Raw genomic sequence first — 20,927 nt, 5'->3', positions numbered from 1 at the left:
GCGGCCCCGCCGTGACGCTAAACGCCCGATATATTTAAATTTTTTCCAACTCGCGCTTGACACTGATCCATCAAAACCGTCTAATAGCGCCCCGTTGGCCCAGGTAGCTCAGTTGGTAGAGCAGGGGATTGAAAATCCCCGTGTCGGCGGTTCGATTCCGTCCCTGGGCACCATGAATACCCCTATAAAAAGCCTCAGCCATGCGCTGGGGCTTTTTTGTTTCAGTCCTTCGTCATTCCATACGGCAATATTGCGCCTTCGCGACAACCTGCTGCGACCAAGCGACGCAACCGCCGCAAGCCGGGCAAACGGCTTGGCGCTCAATGAAACGCTATGCTAGGTTGGCCGCCAGCCAGGCCGGCAGAAGGTCGCCGGAGCGCATACGAAGAAGAAGAGGATCCAACCCCATGGCCCAGGCGACGCCCGCGCTGGAAATACGCAACCTGCACAAACGCTACGGCGATCTGGAGGTGCTCAAGGGCATCTCACTGACGGCCAGAGACGGCGACGTCATCTCCATTCTCGGCTCCTCCGGCTCCGGCAAGTCCACCTTCCTGCGCTGCATCAACCTGCTGGAAAACCCGCACGAGGGGCAGATTTTCGTCGCCGGCGAAGAGCTCAAGCTCAAGGCGGCCAAGAATGGCGAGCTGATCGCTGCGGACAACCGCCAGATCAACCGCATGCGCAGCGAGATCGGCTTCGTCTTCCAGAACTTCAACCTCTGGCCACACATGAGCGTGCTCGACAACATTATCGAAGCACCACGCCGCGTACTGGGCCAGAGCAAGGCTGAAGCCATCGAGGTAGCTGAAGCCCTGCTGGCCAAGGTCGGTATTGCCGACAAGCGCCATGTCTATCCCAACCAACTGTCCGGCGGCCAGCAGCAGCGCGCAGCCATTGCCCGGACTCTGGCCATGCAGCCAAAGGTAATCCTGTTCGATGAGCCGACCTCGGCGCTCGACCCGGAAATGGTACAAGAAGTGCTTAATGTGATTCGCGCGCTCGCCGAAGAGGGGCGTACCATGCTGCTGGTAACACACGAGATGAGTTTTGCTCGCCAGGTTTCCAGCGAGGTGGTGTTTCTCCACCAGGGCCTGGTAGAGGAACAGGGCCCACCCGCTCAGGTATTCGATAACCCGACCTCGGCACGCTGTAAACAATTCATGTCCAGCAATCGCTAATACGGAGCAACACGCATGCAGAACTATAAGAAGATCCTGCTGGCCGCAGCCGCTACCCTGGCTTTCGGCACCAGCGCTGTCGCAGCTGACAAACTGAAACTCGGTACCGAAGGCGCCTACCCTCCCTTCAACCTGATCGATGCCAGCGGCCAGGTCACCGGCTTCGACGTAGAAATCGGTCAGGCGCTGTGTGCCAAGATGGCCGTCGAGTGCGAAGTGGTCACTTCCGACTGGGACGGCATCATCCCGGCCCTGAACGCCAAGAAGTTCGACTTCCTGATCGCCTCCATGTCGATCACCGAAGAACGCCAGGCCGCCGTGGACTTCACCGAGCCCTACTACACCAACAAACTGCAGTTCATCGCACCCAAGTCGGCCGACTTCAAAACCGACGAAGCCAGCCTCAAGGGCAAGGTGATCGGCGCCCAACGCGCCACCATCGCCGGCACCTGGCTGGAAGACAACCTGGGCAAGGTAGTCGACATCAAGCTCTACGACACTCAGGAAAACGCCTACCTCGACCTGTCCTCGGGTCGCCTCGATGGCGTACTGGCTGACACCTTCGTCAACTGGGAGTGGCTCAAGAGTGACGCCGGCAAGGACTTCGAGTTCAAGGGGGAGCCGGTATTCGACAACGACAAGATCGGCATCGCCGTGCGCAAGGGCGATCCGCTGCGCGAGAAGCTGAATGCTGCTCTGCAGGCCATCATCGAAGACGGCACCTACAAGCAGATCAACGACAAGTACTTCCCGTTCAGCATCTACTGATGACCTGAAGACGTTGCGCCGCCTCCTGCGGCGGCGCAATCGCTCGAGCCCTCCGATGATTCTCGATCTCCATGGATTCGGCCCCGCCCTGGCGGCCGGCACTCTGATGACCATCAAACTGGCGCTCTCGGCGCTGGCGGTGGGCCTGGTGCTTGGTCTGCTCGGCGCTCTGGCCAAGACTTCGCCGTACAAGCTGCTACAGTGGCTCGGCGGCAGTTATTCCACTCTGGTGCGCGGCGTGCCCGAGCTGCTATGGGTACTGCTGATCTACTTCGGCACCGTCGGCCTGATGCGCAGCCTGGCTGACCTGCTTGGCGTTGAAAGCCTGGAGCTTTCCGCCTTCGCCGCCGGCACCATTGCCCTGGGCCTGTGCTTTGGCGCCTACGCCACCGAAGTGTTCCGTGGCGCCATCCTGGCCATTCCCAAGGGGCACCGCGAGGCCGGCCTGGCACTGGGCCTGTCCCGCCCGCGCATTCTCTGGAAGCTGATCCTGCCGCAGATGTGGCGCATCGCCCTGCCCGGCCTCGGCAACCTGTTCATGATCCTGATGAAAGACACCGCCCTGGTCTCGGTCATTGGCCTGGAAGAGATCATGCGCCGCTCGCAGATCGCCGTGACCGCCAGCAAGGAGCCCTTCACCTTCTACATGGTCGCCGCCTTCATCTATCTGGGCCTGACCATCCTCGCCATGATCGGCCTGTACTTCCTTGAGAAGCGCGCCAGCCGAGGCTTCATCCGGAGCGCATCATGAACTGGGAAGTCATCATCAAATGGCTGCCGCGCCTGGCCGAAGGGGCCATGTTGACCCTGGAGCTGGTGGCCATCGCCGTGCTCGCCGGGCTGATTCTCGCCTTGCCCATAGGCATCGCCCGCGCATCCAGGCACTGGTACGTACGCGCTCTGCCCTACGGCTACATCTTCTTCTTCCGTGGTACGCCGCTGCTGGTGCAGTTGTTTCTGCTCTACTACGGTCTATCGCAGTTCGAAAGTGTACGCCAGAGCGCACTGTGGACCGGCACGACCCTGGCCCACAGCTTCTCACTCGGCGACTGGAGCTGGGACTTCAGCCTCCGCATCAAGGGCCTGCGCGATCCGTTCGTCTGCGCCGTGGTCACCATGACCCTGCACACCGCGGCCTATATCGCCGAGATCCTGCGCGGCGCCATCCAGGCCGTACCGCCCGGCGAGATCGAAGCAGCCCGGGCATTGGGCATGTCGCGCGCCCAGGCGATGTTCTACATCATCCTGCCGCGAGCTGCGCGCATCGGCCTGCCGGCCTACAGCAACGAAGTGATCCTGATGCTCAAGGCCAGCTCGCTGGCCAGCACCGTCACCCTGCTGGAGCTGACCGGGATGGCACGCACCATCATCGCGCGCACCTACCTGCCGGTGGAGATCTTCTTCGCCGCCGGGCTGTTCTACCTGGTGATCGCGTTCGTGCTGGTTCGCGCCTTCCGCCTGCTTGAACGCTGGCTGCGCGTCGACGCCTGCCAGGGCCGCTGACCATCCTCCCGGCCGCCGGCAACGGCGGCCGGCCTCGCCGCTCTGAAAACATGTCCACCGCTTTTCTCTGTTCCGACGAGTTGCTGGAGCGCTTCCAGGCACTGGATCAATTTCTCCACGCTCACCAACACCTCTGGCGCCCGCGCCCGTTCCAGCACCTGAGCCTGCCCTGGGAAGCCGAATTTCCGGAGCTGGCCAATTGGCTGCGCAGCCGCACGCTGGAACAGGCCAAGGAAAGCGATGCCTGCCTGGCAAATCTGGCAGCACCGGAGCCTTTTCCCGAACTGGCCCGCCAGGCCTTTCACCTTGCCGCCCTCGGCGAGCTGCCCTGCAGCAGCGCCCTGACACACCCGGACAGCTTCAGCGTCGACGTGCCCGGACGCAAACTGGCGCAAATTCAGGCCTTCGCCAGCCACCTGCCCTTCGCCCGCCAACCCCGTCACTGGGTCGACTGGTGCTCAGGCAAGGGGCATCTCGGCCGCTGGCTGACGCAGGCACAGCAGCGCCTGACCTGCCTGGAGTACGACCCGGCACTGGTCGAATCCGGCAACCAGCTCAGCCTTCGTCTGGGCGTCGATGCCGAACACCTGCAACAGGACGTATTGGCCGCAGACAGCGACCGCCACCTCGACGCGACACGCACACCGGTCGCCCTGCATGCCTGCGGCGACCTGCACGTACGCCTGCTACAACTGGCCAGTAGTCGCGGCTGCACGCAGCTGGCGGTCGCCCCCTGCTGCTACAACCGCATCGCCAGCACGCACTACCAGCCACTTTCTGCCGCAGCCCAGGCCTCACAACTGCTACTTAGCCGCGACGACCTCGCCCTGCCCCTGTGCGAAACCGTCACCGCAGGCGCCCGAGTACGCCGCTTGCGCGACCGTTCGATGGCCTGGCGACTAGCCTTCGACCTGCTACAGCGCCAACTGCGTAATATCGACCAGTACCTGCCGACCCCCTCGCTACCCGGTCACTGGTTCGACAAGCCCTTCCCGCAGTTCTGCGAGGATCTCGCCAACCTGCGAAACCTGCCATCGCCTGGCTCCCAGGACTGGCAGGATCTGGAAGCACGCGGCTGGCAACGCCTGGCCGAAGTACGCAACCTGGAACTGCTGCGCAACCTGTTCCGCCGACCGCTGGAACTCTGGCTGCTGCTCGATCGGGCTCTTTACCTGATGGAACAGGGCTACAGCGTCAGGCTCGGCAGCTTCTGCGACTACCGACTGAGTCCACGCAACCTGCTTCTGCTGGCCGAACGCCCCTGAGTTGCCCACACAAGCTGTGGATAAGTCTGTTGAGCCTTTCTGGGCAAATGCCGCAAACGCCCAGCCAAAGCGCCCTGCGAACAGCTGACCAATTTTCAGCCAATTTCATAAATTCAATAAAAACAAAGACTTGCAATAAAACGTGAGTTACAGCACAACACCGACGCAACAATTGCGCAGATCGCCCCATCTTTGTGCATAAACAAGACACTTACAGCGCCAGATGCACTCATCACGAGCCTTTCAGCCTATCTGGCACCGAACACACGGGTTTACACCGCTCGCGCAATCGCTATAATGGCGCCCCACTCTACGCCGGTATAGCTCAGCTGGTAGAGCAACTGACTTGTAATCAGTAGGTCCCGAGTTCGACTCTTGGTGCCGGCACCATACAAATAAAGGCCCACAGCGATGTGGGCCTTTTTTGTTTCTACCCCGGGGTTACATTCCGCTAGACGCATTCCATCGCACCAGCACCTCCCGCCTGCCGTTTTTACCTGCTGTCATATCCCTCCGAGTCAGCAACCAAGGTCGGGTTCTACCCTACTTCCACGGATCGTCTGAACAGAGCCGTGACTCCACCTCGTCGAGAACTCCAGGCGTTCACTCGTCAGGCTGCCGGCCAAACCGGCAGCCCTCGCCAAGCCCGCCCCGGTTCAGGACGCGCCAGTGCCCTGCTCCGGTAGAGGCCAGTCCTCGAAAGGCATCTGCAGGTCGCGTTCGAGGATTTCCCAGATCACCAGTTGCGGCGGTGTATGGCGGAATGCCGGGCTGCCGAAGTAGGCCTTGGCGGCGCCGGAGAATTCGCCGCCGTCGCGGGCGAAGTTGCCCAGGCTGGTGCCCAGCGCGGCCTCGAGGAAGGGGGCGAAGTTGGATTCGCGGGAGAAGGAGGTGCCGATCAGCGCTATGTTGGGCAACTGGCTGTCACCGAACAGGTCGTCCTCGCTGAGGGCGTCATCCGCTGCCTCGGCGGCGCTGAACTGTGAATCGCTGACCCTCTCCTGAGCCGGCTGCAGAGTCGCCGGCAGCCAGTCCAGACCGGCCAGGCGCACCAGATCCCCGGGGCGAATCCGTTCCGGTCCGACGCTGCGTGTCCACTGCCTGACCGGGGAGGGTTCGATTCCCAGCGCTCTGACCTCGCGAGCCACCCGCTGCGCCGCCTGCGAGGCGCCGGCCTCGCTCCAGTGGGTGTCGGTGCGCAGGAACGCCGCGTTGCCCAGCGGGGCGAGGGTGTCGGTCAGGTTCAGCACCGGCACACCGGCCGCCTGCACCGCCTGCTGCCACTGCGCCAGGCGACCGGCCAGCTGCGGCGAGCGTCCCAGACTGCACAGCTGCTCACTGACGATACGGCTCTTGTCCGGCACCAGCACCAGCAGCAGGCGGATGTTGCGTTCACCCAGCCAGGCGTGCACGGCGCGCACCTTTTCCACCCGTGCCGCGGCGCTGGCCTCGGACTGCGGGTGGATCTTCAACTCGTCGGCAAGGAACAGCCAGCCCGGGCAGCCCGGGCGCACCCGCGGCCCGGTGTCGCCGATCAGCAGCCAACTGGCAGCCCGTTCCAGGTCGGCGGCACGCTGGGCGAAAGGCACCTTGGCCAGCTCACGGGCAATGCGATGGGTGATCTCGCCTTCACGTATATCGGCCCAGCTCACCTGCTCGGGCAGCAACTGGACGCGACCGCTGACGAACATCGCCCACAGGCTGAACAGCAGACCGGCGAGCAGGAACAGGGCCATGATCACGCCTGCCAACGGGCTGAGCCGCTTCATCATGGCGCTGGGCATGACCGGTGCGAGGGAAGCGTCTTTCTTCGGCATGCGCAGGCCCTCAGAACTGGAAGTACAGGAACGGCACGGTTTCCCGGCTGGCGATCAGGGCGAACGACAGCAGGAAACCACAGACCGGCCATAGCGCACCGACGGCGCGGAACAGCCAAAGCTCACCGAAGCGAGACTCGGCACGCGCCTGGCACAGCGGCAGCAACAGGCAGGCGACGCCCAGCGCTGCGGCGATACCATGGGCCGGACGCAGGGTGGCAGCCATGGCGTCACCCAGGGCGAAGGCGTGCAGACCAAACTGGCCGGCGTACATGTCCAGGGCGGTGGCGAAATCCGGCGAGCGGAACAGCGTCCAGGCCAGACAGACGAACAGCAACGTCACCACATGAGCCAGCGGCGCCGGAAGATCCGGCAGGCCGTTGCGCGACCAGGCGCGATCAACACACAACGCAATGCCGTGGGCGGCGCCCCAGAGCACGTAGTTCCAGCTGTCGCCGCCATGCCACAGGCCGCCGATGGCCATGATCAGAAACAGGTTGCGATAGGTCTTCCACAGCCCCCGGCGGTTGCCGCCCAGGCCGATGTACAGATAGTCACGCAGCCAGCTCGACAGCGAGATGTGCCAGCGCCGCCAGAAATCCTGGATGTTGCGCGCCCAGTACGGATGGTTGAAGTTCTCCGGGAAGTGGAAGCCCAGCATCAGCCCCAGGCCGATGGCCATTGCGCTGTAGCCGGCAAAGTCAAAAAACAGCTGCAGCGAGTAGGCCAGGCAGCCGATCCAGGCGTCGACGAAGGACGGATTCTGCTGAGCGAAGGCCACCGCCACCAGCGGGGACAGGCTGTCGGCGACCAGCACCTTCATGCTCATGCCGATCATGAAACGGCGCGAACCGAGGGCAAAGTTCTGCGCGTTGAAGTAGCGCTGATTCAGCTCCTGACGCACCCAGTCGTAGCGAATGATCGGTCCGGCGATGGAGTGCCCGAACATTGCCAGGTAGGTGGCAAAGTTAGTGAAACGCCGCTCTACCGGAACCACATGCCGGTGCACATCGACCAGGTAGGAAATCACCTGCAGCACGATGAACGAAAGGCCCGCGGGCAGCGCTACCTTCTGCCACTCGAACGGCAGCGCCCCATAGCGGGTGATCAGTTGGTTGAAGGTGGCGGCCAGGATGTTGGCGTATTTGTACCAGCACAGCACCAGCACGTTGATGGTGATCAGCACCACCAGCAGGCGAATACGCTGGCGCGAGTCCTCACGGGTATGTTCGACCAGCAGCCCGCCAATCCAGCCGATCACCGTCAGGACGATGTGCAGCAGCAGGAACGCCGGGCTCAGCCAGCCATAGAAGAACCAGCTGCCGAGCAGCAGCACATGGTTGCGCCCCCCGGGCCTGGCCAGGGCGTAGGCCAGCATGAATGCCGGCAGGAACAGGATGAGGAACTCCAGAGAGGCGAATACCATGATTGCGTCATCAGTTGGCCAGATTGTCCTGCGCCTGGTGGAGCGTTGGCCCTTTGGCCGAAGGCACCAGCAGCAGGGTGTAGCGTTGGCCGGCGGCCAGTTCGCCAAGATCCAGCGGCTCGCCCACCGGCTCGCCGGCACAGCTGAGCTGCACCGCCAGCTTCACCGGGTTGATCGAACGGCGCTGCAGGCTGCCTTCGGCTACGTCGGTGAAAATCGCGACGCTGCGCCCCGCCACCTGTACGCCGGCCGCGGCACAGCGGCCATCAAGGTTGTAGAAGGCCAGCGAGGCCTTCAGTGCATTGAAGTCATCAGGCTGCTCGCGCACCGTCAGCAGGCGCAGCCCCTGCTCTGCATCGGCAACACCCACCACGGTGGCAAACTCACCCGGCTCGACCCTGATATCCAGCGCTTGCTCGTGGCTGCCCAACGTCAGGCTGCCCTGCACCGGCTTGCCGGCCGGAACTGTGAGAAAGTCGGAGGCCCGACCCGGCTCAACCCCCAGGCTGGCCTGGGAGCCAGCGGCACGCAACGCCAGTTGCTCGCTGCCGGCATTGAAGAAGCGCAGGAAGGCGGCATCCTCGCTCGGCCCTGTGGGATAGAGCGGGATCTCGGCGGCTTGAGCGCTAGCGGCGAGCAGCAGTGCGGCCGCGCCCACAACTTGGTGCAGTCTGCTCATCACTTTTCCCCCCGCAGGCTGGCCGCTGGCAGTTTGCTGATGGCCTCGGCAATGGCGTTGCCCCAGGCCTTATAGCCAGCAACGGTGAAATGCTGGCCGTCGGTGGTTATCCATTGACCAGGCTTGGACATCTGCAGCGAATCGACATAAGTACAAGGCGCCACGTTGGTAGCCAGGAACTGCGACATCAGCTGGGTACGCTGGTCGTTCTTCTTGTACATGCCGCCAACCTTGCCCCAGGCTGGGCCAACCCATACGCAACGGGTGCCGGTCTCGGCAATGGCCTTGGTCAGCCCGGTAACGCTCTGCCAGGCCCAGGCCTTGGGAAAGGCCGGCTTGTCATAGGAGGCCATGGTGTCGCCGATCACCAGCACCACTACGTCCGGCTTGTGGGTAGCGATCAGTTCCTTGATCGGCGTGGTAGTGGCACTGCTGGCCCTGACCTGGAGCTTTCCGGTATTGATCTGCTCGGCACCGCAGTCGACCTTCTTGACTACCAGCCAGTCAGCAGCACTGGCACCACAGGCGCCAATGGAGTGCACCTTGGCGCCCTTGGCAACCAGAGCGGCATTGAGGGGTTCGGTCAGATGGTTGGCAAGACTCATGTGACTCTCGCCCAGAATCAGCAGGCTCAGTCCTGCAAGAACGGAAGATGACATCGATAGCGGCTCCTCGGCTAGATCAACTCAAATGGACGGACAGCGCGGTCTACCTGCTGCCTTTGCGCACGTCTTCCAGCGCTGTGCTGATTGCCGCCCCCCAGAGCTTGTAGCCCTGCTCGGTCAGATGCTGCCCATCAGTGGTCGCCCATTGGCCGGGCTTGGAAAACTTCAACGAGTCGATGTAACTGCAAGGCGCCACATTGGCCGACAGGAAGGTCGACATCTGCTTCACCTTGGCGTAGGTCTTGCCATATTTGCCGCCCTCGGTTCCCCAGTTCGGCCCGACCCAGGCGCACTGGGTGCCGGTCTCGGCAATTGCCTTGGTCAGGCTGGAGGTCTGCTGCCAGACCCAGGCCTTGGGAAACGACGGTTTGTCATAGCCGGCCATGGTGTCACCGATGACGATCAGCACCAGATCCGGCTTGTCCTTGGCGATCAGCTCCTTGATCGGTGTGGTCGTGACATTGCCACGCAGGGATACCGCCGCCTCCTTGCCGCGTCGCTCCGCAGCGCCACAGGCACCGCCTGGCGAGGCCTTCAGCCAGTCACCGGCATTAGCACCGCAGATGCCAATGGAGTGGACATTGGCACCCTTGCGGATCAGGTCGTCATGCAGCCCGCCGATCAGATAGTAGGGAGTGGCCATATGGCTATCGCCGATGATCAGGATGGTCAGGCCAGCAAGCAAAGAGGAAGCCATGGGAAACCTTCAGTTAGCGTAGGGAGATTGATAAGGGGAAACCGGCAGCGCCATCGGCCCGGTCATGTCCTCAAGCATGTAGCGCAGATACAAACCACCGCTCCACTGGCGATAGTCCTGGGCGTTGTCGACACCCAGTTGCCCGCCAAGGAAGAACTGATTGCCCAGTCGATACTCCGCGTTGCCGGCCAGGCTGTAGCCGATGCCGGTATCGCTTGAGCCGGATATACGGGTCGGGATAAAGATGCCCAACCCTGCAGCCGTCCTGGAGGTTTGCTCGAGGGCGGCCTGCATATCACTATCGTTCGGGTGATAGTCGGCAGACTCCTGCTTGATGTGCTGAACGCCGAGGGAACCGCGCAACGCATAGGTCCAGCGATCGCCGCGATGCGACCAACTCACCGGCACACCCAGGGAATAGAAGCCCTGCGGACTGAAGTAGCCACCGCTGCCGTAGGTGAAATGCCCCTGGTTGTTGTCGTAGCTGATGCCAGTCAGGCTCAGCCCGGCGGTAAGCATGCTGTTCTCGTCGTTGAGCAGATACCAGTAGACGCCACCACCCAGTTCGGCACGCGTGTTGGACTTGACGTTATGGCCACGCAAGGCATGCAGGGCACCATAGCCATAAGCGCCGATATCGCCATCGTCATAGCTGATCTGTGCACGCCCGCCATTGGCTGTCACACCGCCCCACTCCAGCCCGCTGCGTGCATCTTTGGCTCCGGCAAAGGAAGTCAGGCTGTCAGTCACCATGCGTCGTGACAGTGTCACGCCGTAACGCGCGTGGTCGGTTCCGGCGATCGGACGATCCAGGCTAACGCCACCGATTACGGTGCTATAGAGAAAGCCCATGGGGCTGACGCCGATATCGGCCTTCAAACCATTGGCCTTGCTCTCCCAGGCGGCGGCCAGACCCACGCCACTGTCGCGCTGGCGGCCGACCGCCCCCGTGACGCCGCTGAGTGCACTGCCGATCCGGCTGTTGACCATCGCCAGCTCCCGCTCATGCTCAGCCTGCTCATCGGCTGTAAGCGTGCTGACGTCGACCCGCTCCAACGCATTACGCACATCGGCGATATCTGCAATTTCAGATGCGGCTCCGAGGGCTCCACCGCCAAAGCGTGTCTTGGCATTGTCATCGATGCTGCCAGCATTCAGGTGTACCGGCGTCACCCGCAGTGCCACTCGGCTATCGCCGGCCGGAAAATTAATTTCCAGCGGAGCCTGCACGTCGGTGAGCCTGCTCAATCCGGACTCGCTGTCGTTGCTGCGCACAGTCAGCCCCTGAACCGCATAAGGGCTGCGCTCCTCACGGATTTCATCCAGCGCCCGGGCAGCCACGCTCATGCCCGCTCGAGGATCATGCGGCCTGCGTGGATCGGAAAGTGCGAAGGGATTATCTGCCGACGTATCAGCGACCTGCTCCGAATCGAGACTGAAAAGCCTGCGGTATTCGCCACCCAGCGGCAGTGCCTGGTCACCTCCGCTGGCAGGAGCAGGAATGCCATTACCCAGTGACGACTCACGCATGCTCTGCACGGGCGTCGGTATGGCTTCTGGCGCCGCGGCCAACGAGCCAACCCCCGAGAAAGGGTTGGCCGTTTTCGTACCGGAAGGTTCGGCCACGGCAAAAGCCGGCGTTTGCTGGCGCTTTTCCTGCGCTACGACTCGACTCAGCAACTTGGCGGCGGTACCGCTGCGTCCCAGCGAGCGATAGACCTGCGCTGCCGAGGTGAGGATTTCCGCATCCTGTGGAGCCAGCTCAACGGCCTTTTCCAATGCCGCCTCGGCATAGGCATTCTCGCGGGCCTGGGCAGCCATTTCAGCGGCACCTACCTGTAGCCGGGCATCGTTGGGATTACGCTGCACCAACGGCTTGTACAGCGACAACGCCTTGGCAGAATCACCATTGGCGCTGTACATGCGCGCCAGTGCGCCTACCACCAGAGGATCCTGTGGTCGCTGGGCAAGCGCCGGTGCCAGGGTATCGTACGCCGCAGCCAACTCTCCACGTTCACGCAACTGCTCGGCCTGGCGTACACGATAGTGGAACAGCAAATCGTCGTATTGCTTGCGCTCATCGAGCGTCATGCGGCTACCCTGCAGATCACGCAGGATACCAGCGACTTCCACATCCTGCTCCGCCTGCAGCAATACCCCGGCATAACTCAAGGTCAGCCCCACATCCCGGCGCGGACTGCGCGCCAACAGGTCACGCATGATGTCCATGGCACGCTGCGGGTCGCCGGCACTGGCGTAGGCCAAGGCCAAGGCGGAGAGACGGCCCGGCTGTGTCCCGGCCGAGGGCTCCATTCGCTTGAGGAAAACACGAGCCTCGGCACGCTGCCCGGTGCGGCTTAGTTCAGCGATACGTTCCAGCTGCAGGTTGAAATCGACTTCACTGACGAGACGGTTGACCTCGGCCGTACGCGCCTCACGCGAAATGCGCGCCAGCGTCGCTTGCGCCTTGGCCCATTCACCGAGCTGAACCGAAAGCAGTGCACTGGTGTAAAGCGCATCCGGATCATCAGGTTTGCTTACCAGCAAGCCATCGACCAGGCTACGCGCTTCGTCGACCGCTCCCAGATCCACATACAGACGCGCCAGCGACAAACGCGCCCAGGGATTGTTCGGATCATCACGCAGGGCCGATTCGAGCGCCTCACGCATGCCTTGCACATCACCCCGAGCCTCGGCATCGCGAGCGCGCATCATCGACTGCTCGGCGCGCAGTTGAGCCAGCCCGCCCCACTTCTCGCGCTCAGCCGGCGACAGCTCTTCGAGCAGACGCAGAGCCTCATCCGGCTTGTCCTGCTTAGCCAAAACCTGGGCAAGACCACGCAGGGCACGAGGCTCCTTGGGTTTCTGCGACAGAACCTGGCGATAGCCCTTTTCAGCCTGCGCTGTTTCACCCTGCTGCAATTGCAGATCAGCCAGCATCAGCAGCGCTTCGTTGTCACGGGGCTTGAGACGCTGCGCCTCAGCCAATTGCTGGCGAGCATCCGTTATCCGTTGGCGTGCCACGCTTTCACGAGCACGCTGGAGCAATGCCCAGTAGCGCACATCATTCAGCGCAGTACGCCAGGCGCGTCCGCCAGGCTGTTGCGACGCTTTGGCCAGCAGCATCTCGGCGTCCTCCAGACGCTCCTGGCGCTGCCGCACAACACCCAGACCACCCAATGCATCGGCATCGTTCGGGTGGTTTTTCAAATGCCCGGCAAATTCACGCTCTGCGGCTTCGAACTCTCCCTTTTCCAGAGCCCGGAACCCCCGTTCCAGAGCCGGAGCACGCGTCCAGCCCGCCTTACCGCTAGCGGCGGCCTGGCTGCGCCCCCGGGCCAGCAGGCCACGAATCTCTTCATCATCCGGATGGCTGCGCAGAAACTGTTCGAACAAGGGTTGCTGCGCCTTGTTCGGTGGCCCGATCCAGGTCAGCGCCAGACGCCAACTCTCACTGGCATCACCGCCGATGTCTTCTCGCTGGGCCAGTCGGGCCAGCGCACCAATACCTTCGGCACGAGTGCTCTCGTAACGCGCCATATGCTTGGCCAGGAACAACGCAACATAGGGATCATCCGGGTATTCGCGCTGCAGGCGCTCCAGACCACCACGTGCTTCATTCCAGAATTGCTCGACATAGGCAAGGTTGTTGTAGACCTCAACCCCAATCTGTCCTTGTCCGGGCTTGCCTCCCAGTGCCTGACGATAGACCTGGGCCGCGCGCGCGCGATCACCCTCCTCCACCAGCAGGCGCGCCTCCTCCAGCAACTTGAGGTTGGCCGGCTCGGTCAGACGAATATCCTGTTCCAGCAGCAAGGCCTGGCGCGGCAGAGGCGATTGTGCCTGCAAGCGTTGCAGATATGTTCTGGCTTCCGGCAGTCGCCCGGCCTTTAACGCAATCAGCCCCAGCCCATAGAGTGCATCCGGTTGCTGGGAGTCGATCAGCAGAACCTTGTTCCACACCTCGGCCGCACGCTCCGACCTGTCCTGCCCCTGCCAGAAGTAGCCCTGCTGGATAAGCAAGGTACGAGCGTCATCGGACTGTGCCTGGACCTCCGCGCAGGTCAAGGCAGCCAGCAGTGCCAGGGTCAGCGGGCGATAATGGAACATGAGGACTCCCAATACGGCTGCAGACGACCGTCTTCATCAAAACGATAGATGTTGTCGGCCCAGCCCAGGCCGAACATGCTCAACATGTAGTCGTAGTAGAGGGGCGGCGCGGCAGCGCCCGCTTGCCACTGCACCAACGCCTCGTTGGCACGCTGATACTGAAGCTCTGCCAGCCAGGGTTGTTTTCTGGCCATAAAGAAGGGCACCAGAGCCCCCGAAAAACCCGTCGGGCTATGACCCTCGACAGTCCCAGTGCGTACATCGACCTTCTCCGGAGGCAGGCCGGTGGAGGCAGTCGCACGCGCCATTCCGCTCAGGCTGTCGAGCAGATCCGCTGCCAGTGGGTCACGCGGGTCGGTCATTCCGGCCCAGAGATAGACACGAATGGCGTCATAACTGCCCGTATCGCCCTTCATCGGATCGCTGGTAAACAACCCGGCGGTCTCCGAGACGGCTCGATAACCGACCCAGTCAGCGGCAAAGCCATGCGAGCCGCTTTCACGCACCAGCGTAACGGTCTGCCCGGCAATGTCCTTCCAGGGGCCACCCGGATCCACCGCTGCCAGACGACGCAACAAAGGCAAAGGCTGATAACTGGGATTGATTCGCCAGAGATGACCTATGTGCGAGAAGCCGATCGGCCCGGGCAACAACACTGCCCCAAGCCCGGGCAAGTTCGTGACTTCCTGCTTCTTGACCTGTTCCAGCAGCCCCAGGGCGTCCGCCTTGTAAGCCGGCCTACCCCACAGTCGATCCGCTTCGAGCAGGGCATAGACAAACCAGAGATCGGCATCGGATGCCGAATTGGCGTCCTGTACCTGCCAACGCCCATCCTTGCCCTGGCCCCAGTGCCAGGCAGGCAGGATGCTGTGCGGGTCATTACCCGCCAGATTCTCGCGACTCCAGCGCCAGATTCTGTCGAAACGCTCCCGGTCATTGGCCACTAGGGCAAAGAACAGCGCATAGGACTGACCTTCGGAAGTGGTGTGATTCTTCTCCAGGCTCGACTCCAATACACGCCCGTCCGGCTGAATCCAGCGTGTGGCAAAGTGCTGCCAGTGCGCCCACTCCACCGCACAGCCAGCAGCCTGCAATGCACCACTGGCGGCAAACAGCAGTGCACCGGCACACAGACTCAGGAGACGACGGGCCATGCTTCAGTTCACCTTGAGGCGAGCACGTGCACGTGCACGCAGACTGACAAAGAGCAGCAGACTGGCCAGCAGCACCCCAAGCGCGGTAGCCAGCAGCATCAGTCCCAAATGACGCGACAACAGCCATTGCAGATAGCGGAACCAGCCCAGCTCGCCAACAAAATACTGTTCCTCCGCTACCAACGAGTGGATGCGCTTGCCGTTGACCACCGCCAGACTACCCTGGACTGACTGCTCGAAATCTTCGCCACCGCGCAGCGCCGCGGTGACCTCACGCCAGCCCTCCTCGCCCCGGGCAGCCACCACCACCACGCTGCGACCACTGCTGACCGGCGACTCGAAGCCGGCCAGGTAGTTGTTCACACTGCCGCTGCCGAGCGTCAGGCTGTTGCGAGCCTGGCGCAGGTTGGCGCGCGAGTCGCCAGCAAACCACGTGCGCACCTGATGAACCAGATCCGAGAATTCAAAACGTGCCTGACCGTCCAGTGCCGCCGGCAGGTACTGCGCCCAGCGCTGCAACAGCGGCTGACTGGCAGCAGAGCCGAAAACCAGCAGGTCGCGGTCGCGCAACTGCTCGTCAGCCTCACCAGACACCACGCTGACCCCGGTAGCCGGCAGCCCGGTGGACTCGCCGAAGCGACCGAGAATCTCCAGCATGGCGGAAATCTCGGCGCCTCCAGCATCAAGCGGCATCACCAGCGCGGTTTCCGAGAGGTCGGCCATGCGGGTGAAGGGGAAACCGCTGTTCTGGAATACCCCCAGGTTGGGCATGGCGATGAAATGGCGATAGCCGCTGATGTCGATGGTCGAATCCGGCTCGATGGTGCCACGCATGTTGTCGATGATGATGTCGCGACATTCGCCCTGCTTGATGTAGTCGTACATAAAGCGCAGTTGCAACGCAGACTGCACCGGCAGGCTGTCCAGCGGCAGAAGCAGGTGCGTCTCACGCAGCAGACTATCGTCCCCACCCAGACGCGCCATCGTGCTCTGCTCATCTTGCAACTTCTCCAGAGAAGGCAGCGGCAGCGACTTGAGGAACTTGCCGCTGACACTGACCAGCAGCGATGAGTTGGTCGACTGCTGCTGCGGCGTGTAGCGGTATTTCAGATGCAGCGGCACGCCCTTCTCGCGCCAGTTGAACAGATCCGGCGGCAGACGCAACGGCACGCTGATGGTGCCCGGGTCGTAGCCGGACACACTCATACGCCGCAACTCGAGCAGTTCGCCAAGTTGTACCGGGCGATCGCTGGGCAGCCAGTTGGGCGCATCGTAGGGCTTGCGCGGCTGCAGCACGACCAGTTGATCGATTCGCGCACTGGTCCCGCTGAGCGCACGACTGCCACTGACCAGGGCGTGGGCAGCCTGCTTGAGTTGCTGACTGTCACGCCCGGCAATCACCAGCAGCTTGCCGTAGGGATCGTTCGGGTTGCTCTGCACGCTCAGGGTCGGGTAGTCCACCGGCTCGCTGTCGAGACCGGTCAGGCGGTGCTCCCCCACCAGCATCACCACGGCACTGCCCTGCTGCGGCAGCTCATCGATGCTCACTGGAAAACGCGCACCGCGATAACTGGCCAAGGCGCCAAACCAGGATGCCACCGCCCCCGCCGCTTCCAGCGTATGGCTGTCGCGTGGCCCGCCAAATACGAACGGCAACTCCAGCTCGCGGCGGTCACGCGGATCGAAGAACGGCAGCGGCAGCAGCGCCAGATCATTGGCCAGAATCAGGGGCGTTGTGCTGAGATCCAGACGGCTTTCGTTGCTTACTTTGGCCCACAGGCTCGAGTGCAGCGGATCCTCGCACTGCATGGTGTAGTGGCCAATCAGCTGCAACGTCAGGCGGTTGAACTCGGTGATCAGATGCGGCGGAATCTGTACCAGCTCTTGCTGCAGGCTACCCGCACCTTCACGCGGCAACGGCAGGCTGGCGGCGAGCTGGTCGTTAACCATCACGTTGAGCTGCGACAGCTCAGGAATCAGTGCAGGCGAATAACTGTATTCAAGATTGAGTCTCGCACCTGTCACCACCTGATCAGCGCGAATATCGAAGCTCACACTGTCGCTGCCTTCGATACCGCGCAGATTCATGACGTAATTGGCGCCGAGCTGCCGGAGTGTCGCGCTGTAGCTCGGCTCGAACTCTACCTGGGCAGTGTCATCGGATATCTCGGCTATCGGTTCTTCCGAGTCCGCTTGCACGTACGCGCTGACCGCCAGCGCCAGAACGGAAGACAAGGCGAAAAGCGCCCGAGTGATCGATGAGCCGGAGTGAAAGGAGATCATGTTTTCCTCGGTTGTGTGCTTTCCAGGTCAGTGGTAGCGCGTGCCAGACGTCGCAACTCGTCGAACGTGGCGCTTGCCAACTGACGGATACCTCGCCAGCCGATAGTGCTGACTTCCGCCAGTGAGCCCAGAGGAGTGTCGACACTCCCCTGCCCCCAGGTGGAAGCCCAGGTATCAGCGCGAGAAAATGTCATACGTGTCAGCTCGAACTGCTGCCGCAGGTCAAGATTGATGAAATTCAGACCCAGCGTGCTGTCCTTGCTGAACACCACTCGTGCCGGCAAGGTGCACGCCTCACGACCGCGGTTGAGCGAGACCCTTAATGTCTGACCGTGAGCAACGGCCAGTCCTTCCGGCAACCGAACCCCCATGCCGCGCTGAGAGAAGTCGTTGGTTTCACAATCGACGCTGGAGCCGTCAGGAAAATGCAGGGTCACCGGCAAATGGGCAAACACCCGCGGCTCGGCACGAATCTGCCGCGTCTCACTGGCCACCGCCACGGCAGCCGAACAAATGATCAGGTTATACAGCGTCCAGCTCAGATTGATCAGCACAGTCGTGCTATCGGCATCACCATCGAATGCCAGCCGCCACAGGCCGATCAGAGTGCCGAGCAGATTAAGCACCAGCACTACGATATAGGGCCGCGCCATCTTCCAGTCGAAGTAGCCTTTGTCGATGCGCCCGCCCTTGGCCGTCACGTTGAACTTGCCCAGCTTCGGGTTGATCATCGCCAGCAACACCGGGGGCATGATGTACCAGGCCAGTACCGTCTCGTAGACTTCGTTCCAGAACGAGTGGCGAAAACGCCCCTGGATAGTGGAGTTGGTCAGGCTGGCGATCAGGATATGCGGCAATGCATAAGCGACGATCAGCATCGCCTGGGCCTGGAAAATCTGCGCACCGAATACCAGGTAGGCCAGCGGGGCAGTGAGAAACACCAGCCTCGGCAGCCCGTAGAAGAAGTGCAACATGGCATTGAGGTAGCAGAGCCGCTGACCGAACGACAGACCGCGCCCCAGCAGCGGGTTGTCTGTCCGGAAGATCTGTGCCATGCCGCGGGCCCAGCGAATGCGCTGGCCGATATGCCCGGAAAGACTCTCGGTGGCCAGTCCGGCGGCCTGCGGCAACGCCAGGTAGGCAGTGTTGTAACCGCGACGGTTGAGCTTCAGCGCGGTATGCGCATCCTCGGTCACGGTCTCCACAGCGATACCGCCGACCTCTTCCAGCGGAGCGCGACGGATAATCGCGCAGGAACCGCAGAAGAAGGTAGCGTTCCACAGGTCGTTACCGTCTTGTACCAGGCCGTAGAACAGCTCGCCCTCGTTGGGCACGCTGCGAAAGGTATTGAGGTTTTTCTCGAACGGATCCGGAGAGAAAAAGAAGTGCGGCGTTTGCAACAGCGCCAGCTTCGGATCCTTGAGGAACCAGCCCATGCCCAATTGCAGAAAGGAGCGGGTCGGTACGTGGTCGGCGTCAAAGATGGCGATGTACTCGCCCCTGGTTATCTTCAGCGCATTGTTGAGATTGCCGGCCTTGGCATGCTTGTTGTCGTTACGGGTGATGTAGCCTACCCCGGCCTGCTGACAGAACCGCCGGAATTCATCCCGGCGGCCATCATCAAGCACATAGATGTTGAGTTTGTCGCGCGGCCAGTCGATGGCCTGAGCCGCCAGCACGGTCAGGCGGATGATGTCCAGCGGCTCGTTGTAGGTGGGAATGTAGAGATCGACGCTTGGCCACTGCCGGGGGTCTTCGGGTAGCGGATAAGGTCTGCGTTGCAATGGCCAGGCCGTTTGCACGTAACCAAGCAGCAGAACCAGCAAAGCATACAGTTCGGCAGCGACCAGACCATAGCCGAAGGCCATGTCCAGGAGACTTTCGAAGCCAAGCGAGGAAGTCAGCCGCCAGTACATGTAGCGCAGCGAGGCAATCACGGACATGACGATCAGTGCCAGAATCGCCAGACGTCCGGCCCGGCGCCGCAATATCAGCGTGGCGCACAGACACAAAGCGCAGAAAATCATCTGCGCCTCGAGCTCAAGCGGTGCCGCCACTACCATCAGCAGCAGGGCAACAGCGAGCAGCCCGAGGATCGCGGAACACCAGCGGTTCGCCAGCAAGTCCGGCACTATGCCCCCCTTAGGCCTCATCTAGCGGGCGCACGCAGCGGGTGCGTTGACCAGACGGGCAATCAGCGCATTGGCGTTCTCGAGGATATCGCCAGTGCCGCGTCCCTGCGGGTCATACTCCAGTACGTTACGGTTGTAGGCCAGAGCATCACCGATCGCCGGATCGTGATGCACCACACCAAGGATCTGCGAGCCAAGCAGTTCGTGAAGCACACGGGCAATATCGCGGCTCAAAGCCCGGGAGCTGTCAACCTGATTGATCAGATAGGAAGTGCCGACAAAGCCCTTTCGGTTTCCAGCATAGGTTTTGATCAGCCGGTCGATCTGCGGCAGCGCGGTGTAGGACGCTGCGTCAGCCATGCTGACCACCAATGCGGCATTGGCAAACGAGAGAAGCTGGCGCAGGTATACGGATGAGCCAGGAGGTGTGTCCACCAGGATCACACTGCCCTCCTCCAGACGCAGAGCGGCCAGACGCTGCTTAAGCCACTCCGGGTTCACCGCCAGATGCTCCTCGAAGGACTGCTGCTGAACATCGTCGACTTCGCCATAGGGCAACACCAGCACGCCACTATCGCTGGGCATGGCGCAATCGCGCCAGTCTTCAGCCAGCGCGATGCCATTGCCCGACTGCGCAGCAGCCTCGGCAGCCGGCTTGAAGTGATGACGCAGACCGTTCTGTGGATCCAGATCCAGCGTCACGACAGTGCGTCCAGCCTGCTGCAGAGCCACCGCCAGGTTTGCCGACAGCGTCGTCTTGCCGACGCCACCCTTGGCCGAGACAATCGCCACCACATGTACATGATCCAGTGTCGGCACTGCCTCATGCTCGCTAGCGGGACTGATGGATTCACCACTGAGTCGGCTTAACAGCCCCTGCAGGCCGGCCAGCGACCACACACCCTCATCGCCAGTGCGTGCAGCGGTCGGCGCGACTTCAACCCGCTCGCCACGTTCACGAGCGACCGGAGCAGCGCCAGGCGCATCGTGAGGCTGGGCATCCTGTTGACCGTCATCCGTGCTTTCGCGCTCAGCTACCTGATTCCCGGCTGGCGTATCGGCCGCAAAATGCAGGTCATCGTGAGTCATCTCCTGATAGCGCTCAGGACGACCGCCAAACCATTTGAACAGACCACTGATATCACTCGATACACTCATAGTTCAGCTACTGGTGTTAGGCTCACGGACTGAGCAGTCAATTTTAAAGCGTCAAAATAAAGTCAAAATGCGCCTTAGAATTATACATG

15 protein-coding genes and 2 tRNA genes are annotated in these 20,927 nt (G+C 62.1%); 7 read left to right on the top strand and 10 right to left on the bottom strand.

Translation table 11 applies throughout. The annotated features are described in order from the left end of the window. The first annotated feature begins 97 nt into the window (after positions 1 to 97). The 7 genes from NCCP436_RS09535 (at position 98) to NCCP436_RS09505 (ending at position 5,107) form a co-directional block, all read left to right on the top strand. A tRNA-Phe gene (locus NCCP436_RS09535) sits at positions 98 to 173 on the top strand. Positions 174 to 407: 234 nt separating this feature from the next. Then, positions 408 to 1,181: an ABC transporter ATP-binding protein gene (locus NCCP436_RS09530; protein WP_220803760.1), complete on the top strand. Its 774-nt coding sequence runs from the start codon at positions 408 to 410 to the stop codon at positions 1,179 to 1,181. A gap of 15 nt (positions 1,182 to 1,196) precedes the next feature. After that, positions 1,197 to 1,949, top strand: a complete 753-nt coding sequence (locus NCCP436_RS09525) for an ABC transporter substrate-binding protein (protein WP_220803759.1) — start codon at positions 1,197 to 1,199, stop codon at positions 1,947 to 1,949. Between the two features lie 55 nt (positions 1,950 to 2,004). Then, positions 2,005 to 2,700, top strand: coding sequence for an ABC transporter permease (locus NCCP436_RS09520; protein WP_220803758.1), 696 nt, complete (start codon positions 2,005 to 2,007; stop codon positions 2,698 to 2,700). Then, positions 2,697 to 3,452: an ABC transporter permease gene (locus NCCP436_RS09515; protein WP_220803757.1), complete on the top strand. Its 756-nt coding sequence runs from the start codon at positions 2,697 to 2,699 to the stop codon at positions 3,450 to 3,452. The genes NCCP436_RS09520 and NCCP436_RS09515 overlap by 4 nt, the downstream gene beginning before the upstream one ends. 50 nt (positions 3,453 to 3,502) lie before the next feature. After that, a complete protein-coding gene (locus NCCP436_RS09510) occupies positions 3,503 to 4,717 on the top strand; it encodes a methyltransferase (RefSeq protein ID WP_220803756.1) in 1,215 nt (404 codons plus the stop codon). Positions 4,718 to 5,031: 314 nt separating this feature from the next. Next, positions 5,032 to 5,107, top strand: a tRNA-Thr gene (locus NCCP436_RS09505). Positions 5,108 to 5,373: 266 nt separating this feature from the next. Here the strand turns inward: NCCP436_RS09505 and NCCP436_RS09500 are convergent. From NCCP436_RS09500 to bcsQ, 10 genes are read right to left on the bottom strand one after another with little or no spacing between them, the layout of a single operon-like run. Beyond that, a complete protein-coding gene (locus NCCP436_RS09500; RefSeq protein WP_220803755.1) occupies positions 5,374 to 6,534 on the bottom strand; it encodes a cell division protein FtsQ in 1,161 nt (386 codons plus the stop codon). A gap of 10 nt (positions 6,535 to 6,544) precedes the next feature. Further along, positions 6,545 to 7,960 carry an MBOAT family protein gene (locus NCCP436_RS09495; protein ID WP_220803754.1) on the bottom strand — a complete coding sequence of 472 codons (1,416 nt, stop codon included), beginning with the start codon at positions 7,958 to 7,960 and terminating at the stop codon, positions 6,545 to 6,547. Between the two features lie 10 nt (positions 7,961 to 7,970). Next, on the bottom strand, positions 7,971 to 8,639 hold the full coding sequence (locus NCCP436_RS09490; RefSeq protein ID WP_220803753.1) for an alginate O-acetyltransferase AlgF: 669 nt from the start codon (positions 8,637 to 8,639) through the stop codon (positions 7,971 to 7,973). Continuing rightward, complete coding sequence (locus NCCP436_RS09485; RefSeq protein ID WP_220803752.1) at positions 8,639 to 9,298, bottom strand: SGNH/GDSL hydrolase family protein; 660 nt, start codon at positions 9,296 to 9,298, stop codon at positions 8,639 to 8,641. The genes NCCP436_RS09490 and NCCP436_RS09485 overlap by 1 nt, the downstream gene beginning before the upstream one ends. Positions 9,299 to 9,347: 49 nt before the next feature. Beyond that, on the bottom strand, positions 9,348 to 10,001 hold the full coding sequence (locus NCCP436_RS09480; RefSeq protein ID WP_220803751.1) for an SGNH/GDSL hydrolase family protein: 654 nt from the start codon (positions 9,999 to 10,001) through the stop codon (positions 9,348 to 9,350). Between the two features lie 9 nt (positions 10,002 to 10,010). Then, a complete protein-coding gene (locus NCCP436_RS09475) occupies positions 10,011 to 14,111 on the bottom strand; it encodes a cellulose biosynthesis protein BcsC (protein ID WP_220803750.1) in 4,101 nt (1,366 codons plus the stop codon). Further along, positions 14,090 to 15,265 (bottom strand): cellulose synthase complex periplasmic endoglucanase BcsZ, encoded by a 1,176-nt coding sequence (bcsZ, locus tag NCCP436_RS09470; protein ID WP_220803749.1) that lies wholly within the window; start codon positions 15,263 to 15,265, stop codon positions 14,090 to 14,092. Before bcsZ ends, NCCP436_RS09475 begins: the two co-directional genes overlap by 22 nt. A 3-nt stretch (positions 15,266 to 15,268) precedes the next feature. Beyond that, positions 15,269 to 17,548, bottom strand: coding sequence for a cellulose biosynthesis cyclic di-GMP-binding regulatory protein BcsB (gene bcsB, locus NCCP436_RS09465; protein WP_220803748.1), 2,280 nt, complete (start codon positions 17,546 to 17,548; stop codon positions 15,269 to 15,271). After that, positions 17,545 to 19,680 (bottom strand): UDP-forming cellulose synthase catalytic subunit, encoded by a 2,136-nt coding sequence (bcsA, locus tag NCCP436_RS09460; RefSeq protein ID WP_375709481.1) that lies wholly within the window; start codon positions 19,678 to 19,680, stop codon positions 17,545 to 17,547. The genes bcsB and bcsA overlap by 4 nt, the downstream gene beginning before the upstream one ends. 21 nt (positions 19,681 to 19,701) lie before the next feature. Further along, the gene (bcsQ, locus tag NCCP436_RS09455; protein WP_220803746.1) at positions 19,702 to 20,838 is read right to left on the bottom strand and encodes a cellulose biosynthesis protein BcsQ; all 1,137 of its coding nucleotides are present in this window, start codon (positions 20,836 to 20,838) and stop codon (positions 19,702 to 19,704) included. Positions 20,839 to 20,927 lie beyond the last annotated feature (89 nt).

It is taken from the genome of Pseudomonas sp. NCCP-436 (genome assembly GCF_019656335.1).
In the GTDB taxonomy this organism is placed as follows: domain Bacteria; phylum Pseudomonadota; class Gammaproteobacteria; order Pseudomonadales; family Pseudomonadaceae; genus Aquipseudomonas.
The sequence above is the reverse complement of the archived record's forward strand: the minus strand, read 5'-3'. Positions and strand labels throughout refer to the sequence as shown.

Coding starts and splice junctions, on each gene's coding strand:
- NCCP436_RS09530 (WP_220803760.1), top strand. CDS start 408: ATGGCCCAGGCGACGCCCGCGCTGGAAATACGCAACCTGCACAAACGC.
- NCCP436_RS09525 (WP_220803759.1), top strand. CDS start 1,197: ATGCAGAACTATAAGAAGATCCTGCTGGCCGCAGCCGCTACCCTGGCT.
- NCCP436_RS09520 (WP_220803758.1), top strand. CDS start 2,005: ATGATTCTCGATCTCCATGGATTCGGCCCCGCCCTGGCGGCCGGCACT.
- NCCP436_RS09515 (WP_220803757.1), top strand. CDS start 2,697: ATGAACTGGGAAGTCATCATCAAATGGCTGCCGCGCCTGGCCGAAGGG.
- NCCP436_RS09510 (WP_220803756.1), top strand. CDS start 3,503: ATGTCCACCGCTTTTCTCTGTTCCGACGAGTTGCTGGAGCGCTTCCAG.
- NCCP436_RS09500 (WP_220803755.1), bottom strand. CDS start 6,534: ATGCCGAAGAAAGACGCTTCCCTCGCACCGGTCATGCCCAGCGCCATG.
- NCCP436_RS09495 (WP_220803754.1), bottom strand. CDS start 7,960: ATGGTATTCGCCTCTCTGGAGTTCCTCATCCTGTTCCTGCCGGCATTC.
- NCCP436_RS09490 (WP_220803753.1), bottom strand. CDS start 8,639: ATGAGCAGACTGCACCAAGTTGTGGGCGCGGCCGCACTGCTGCTCGCC.
- NCCP436_RS09485 (WP_220803752.1), bottom strand. CDS start 9,298: ATGTCATCTTCCGTTCTTGCAGGACTGAGCCTGCTGATTCTGGGCGAG.
- NCCP436_RS09480 (WP_220803751.1), bottom strand. CDS start 10,001: ATGGCTTCCTCTTTGCTTGCTGGCCTGACCATCCTGATCATCGGCGAT.
- NCCP436_RS09475 (WP_220803750.1), bottom strand. CDS start 14,111: ATGTTCCATTATCGCCCGCTGACCCTGGCACTGCTGGCTGCCTTGACC.
- bcsZ (WP_220803749.1), bottom strand. CDS start 15,265: ATGGCCCGTCGTCTCCTGAGTCTGTGTGCCGGTGCACTGCTGTTTGCC.
- bcsB (WP_220803748.1), bottom strand. CDS start 17,548: ATGATCTCCTTTCACTCCGGCTCATCGATCACTCGGGCGCTTTTCGCC.
- bcsQ (WP_220803746.1), bottom strand. CDS start 20,838: ATGAGTGTATCGAGTGATATCAGTGGTCTGTTCAAATGGTTTGGCGGT.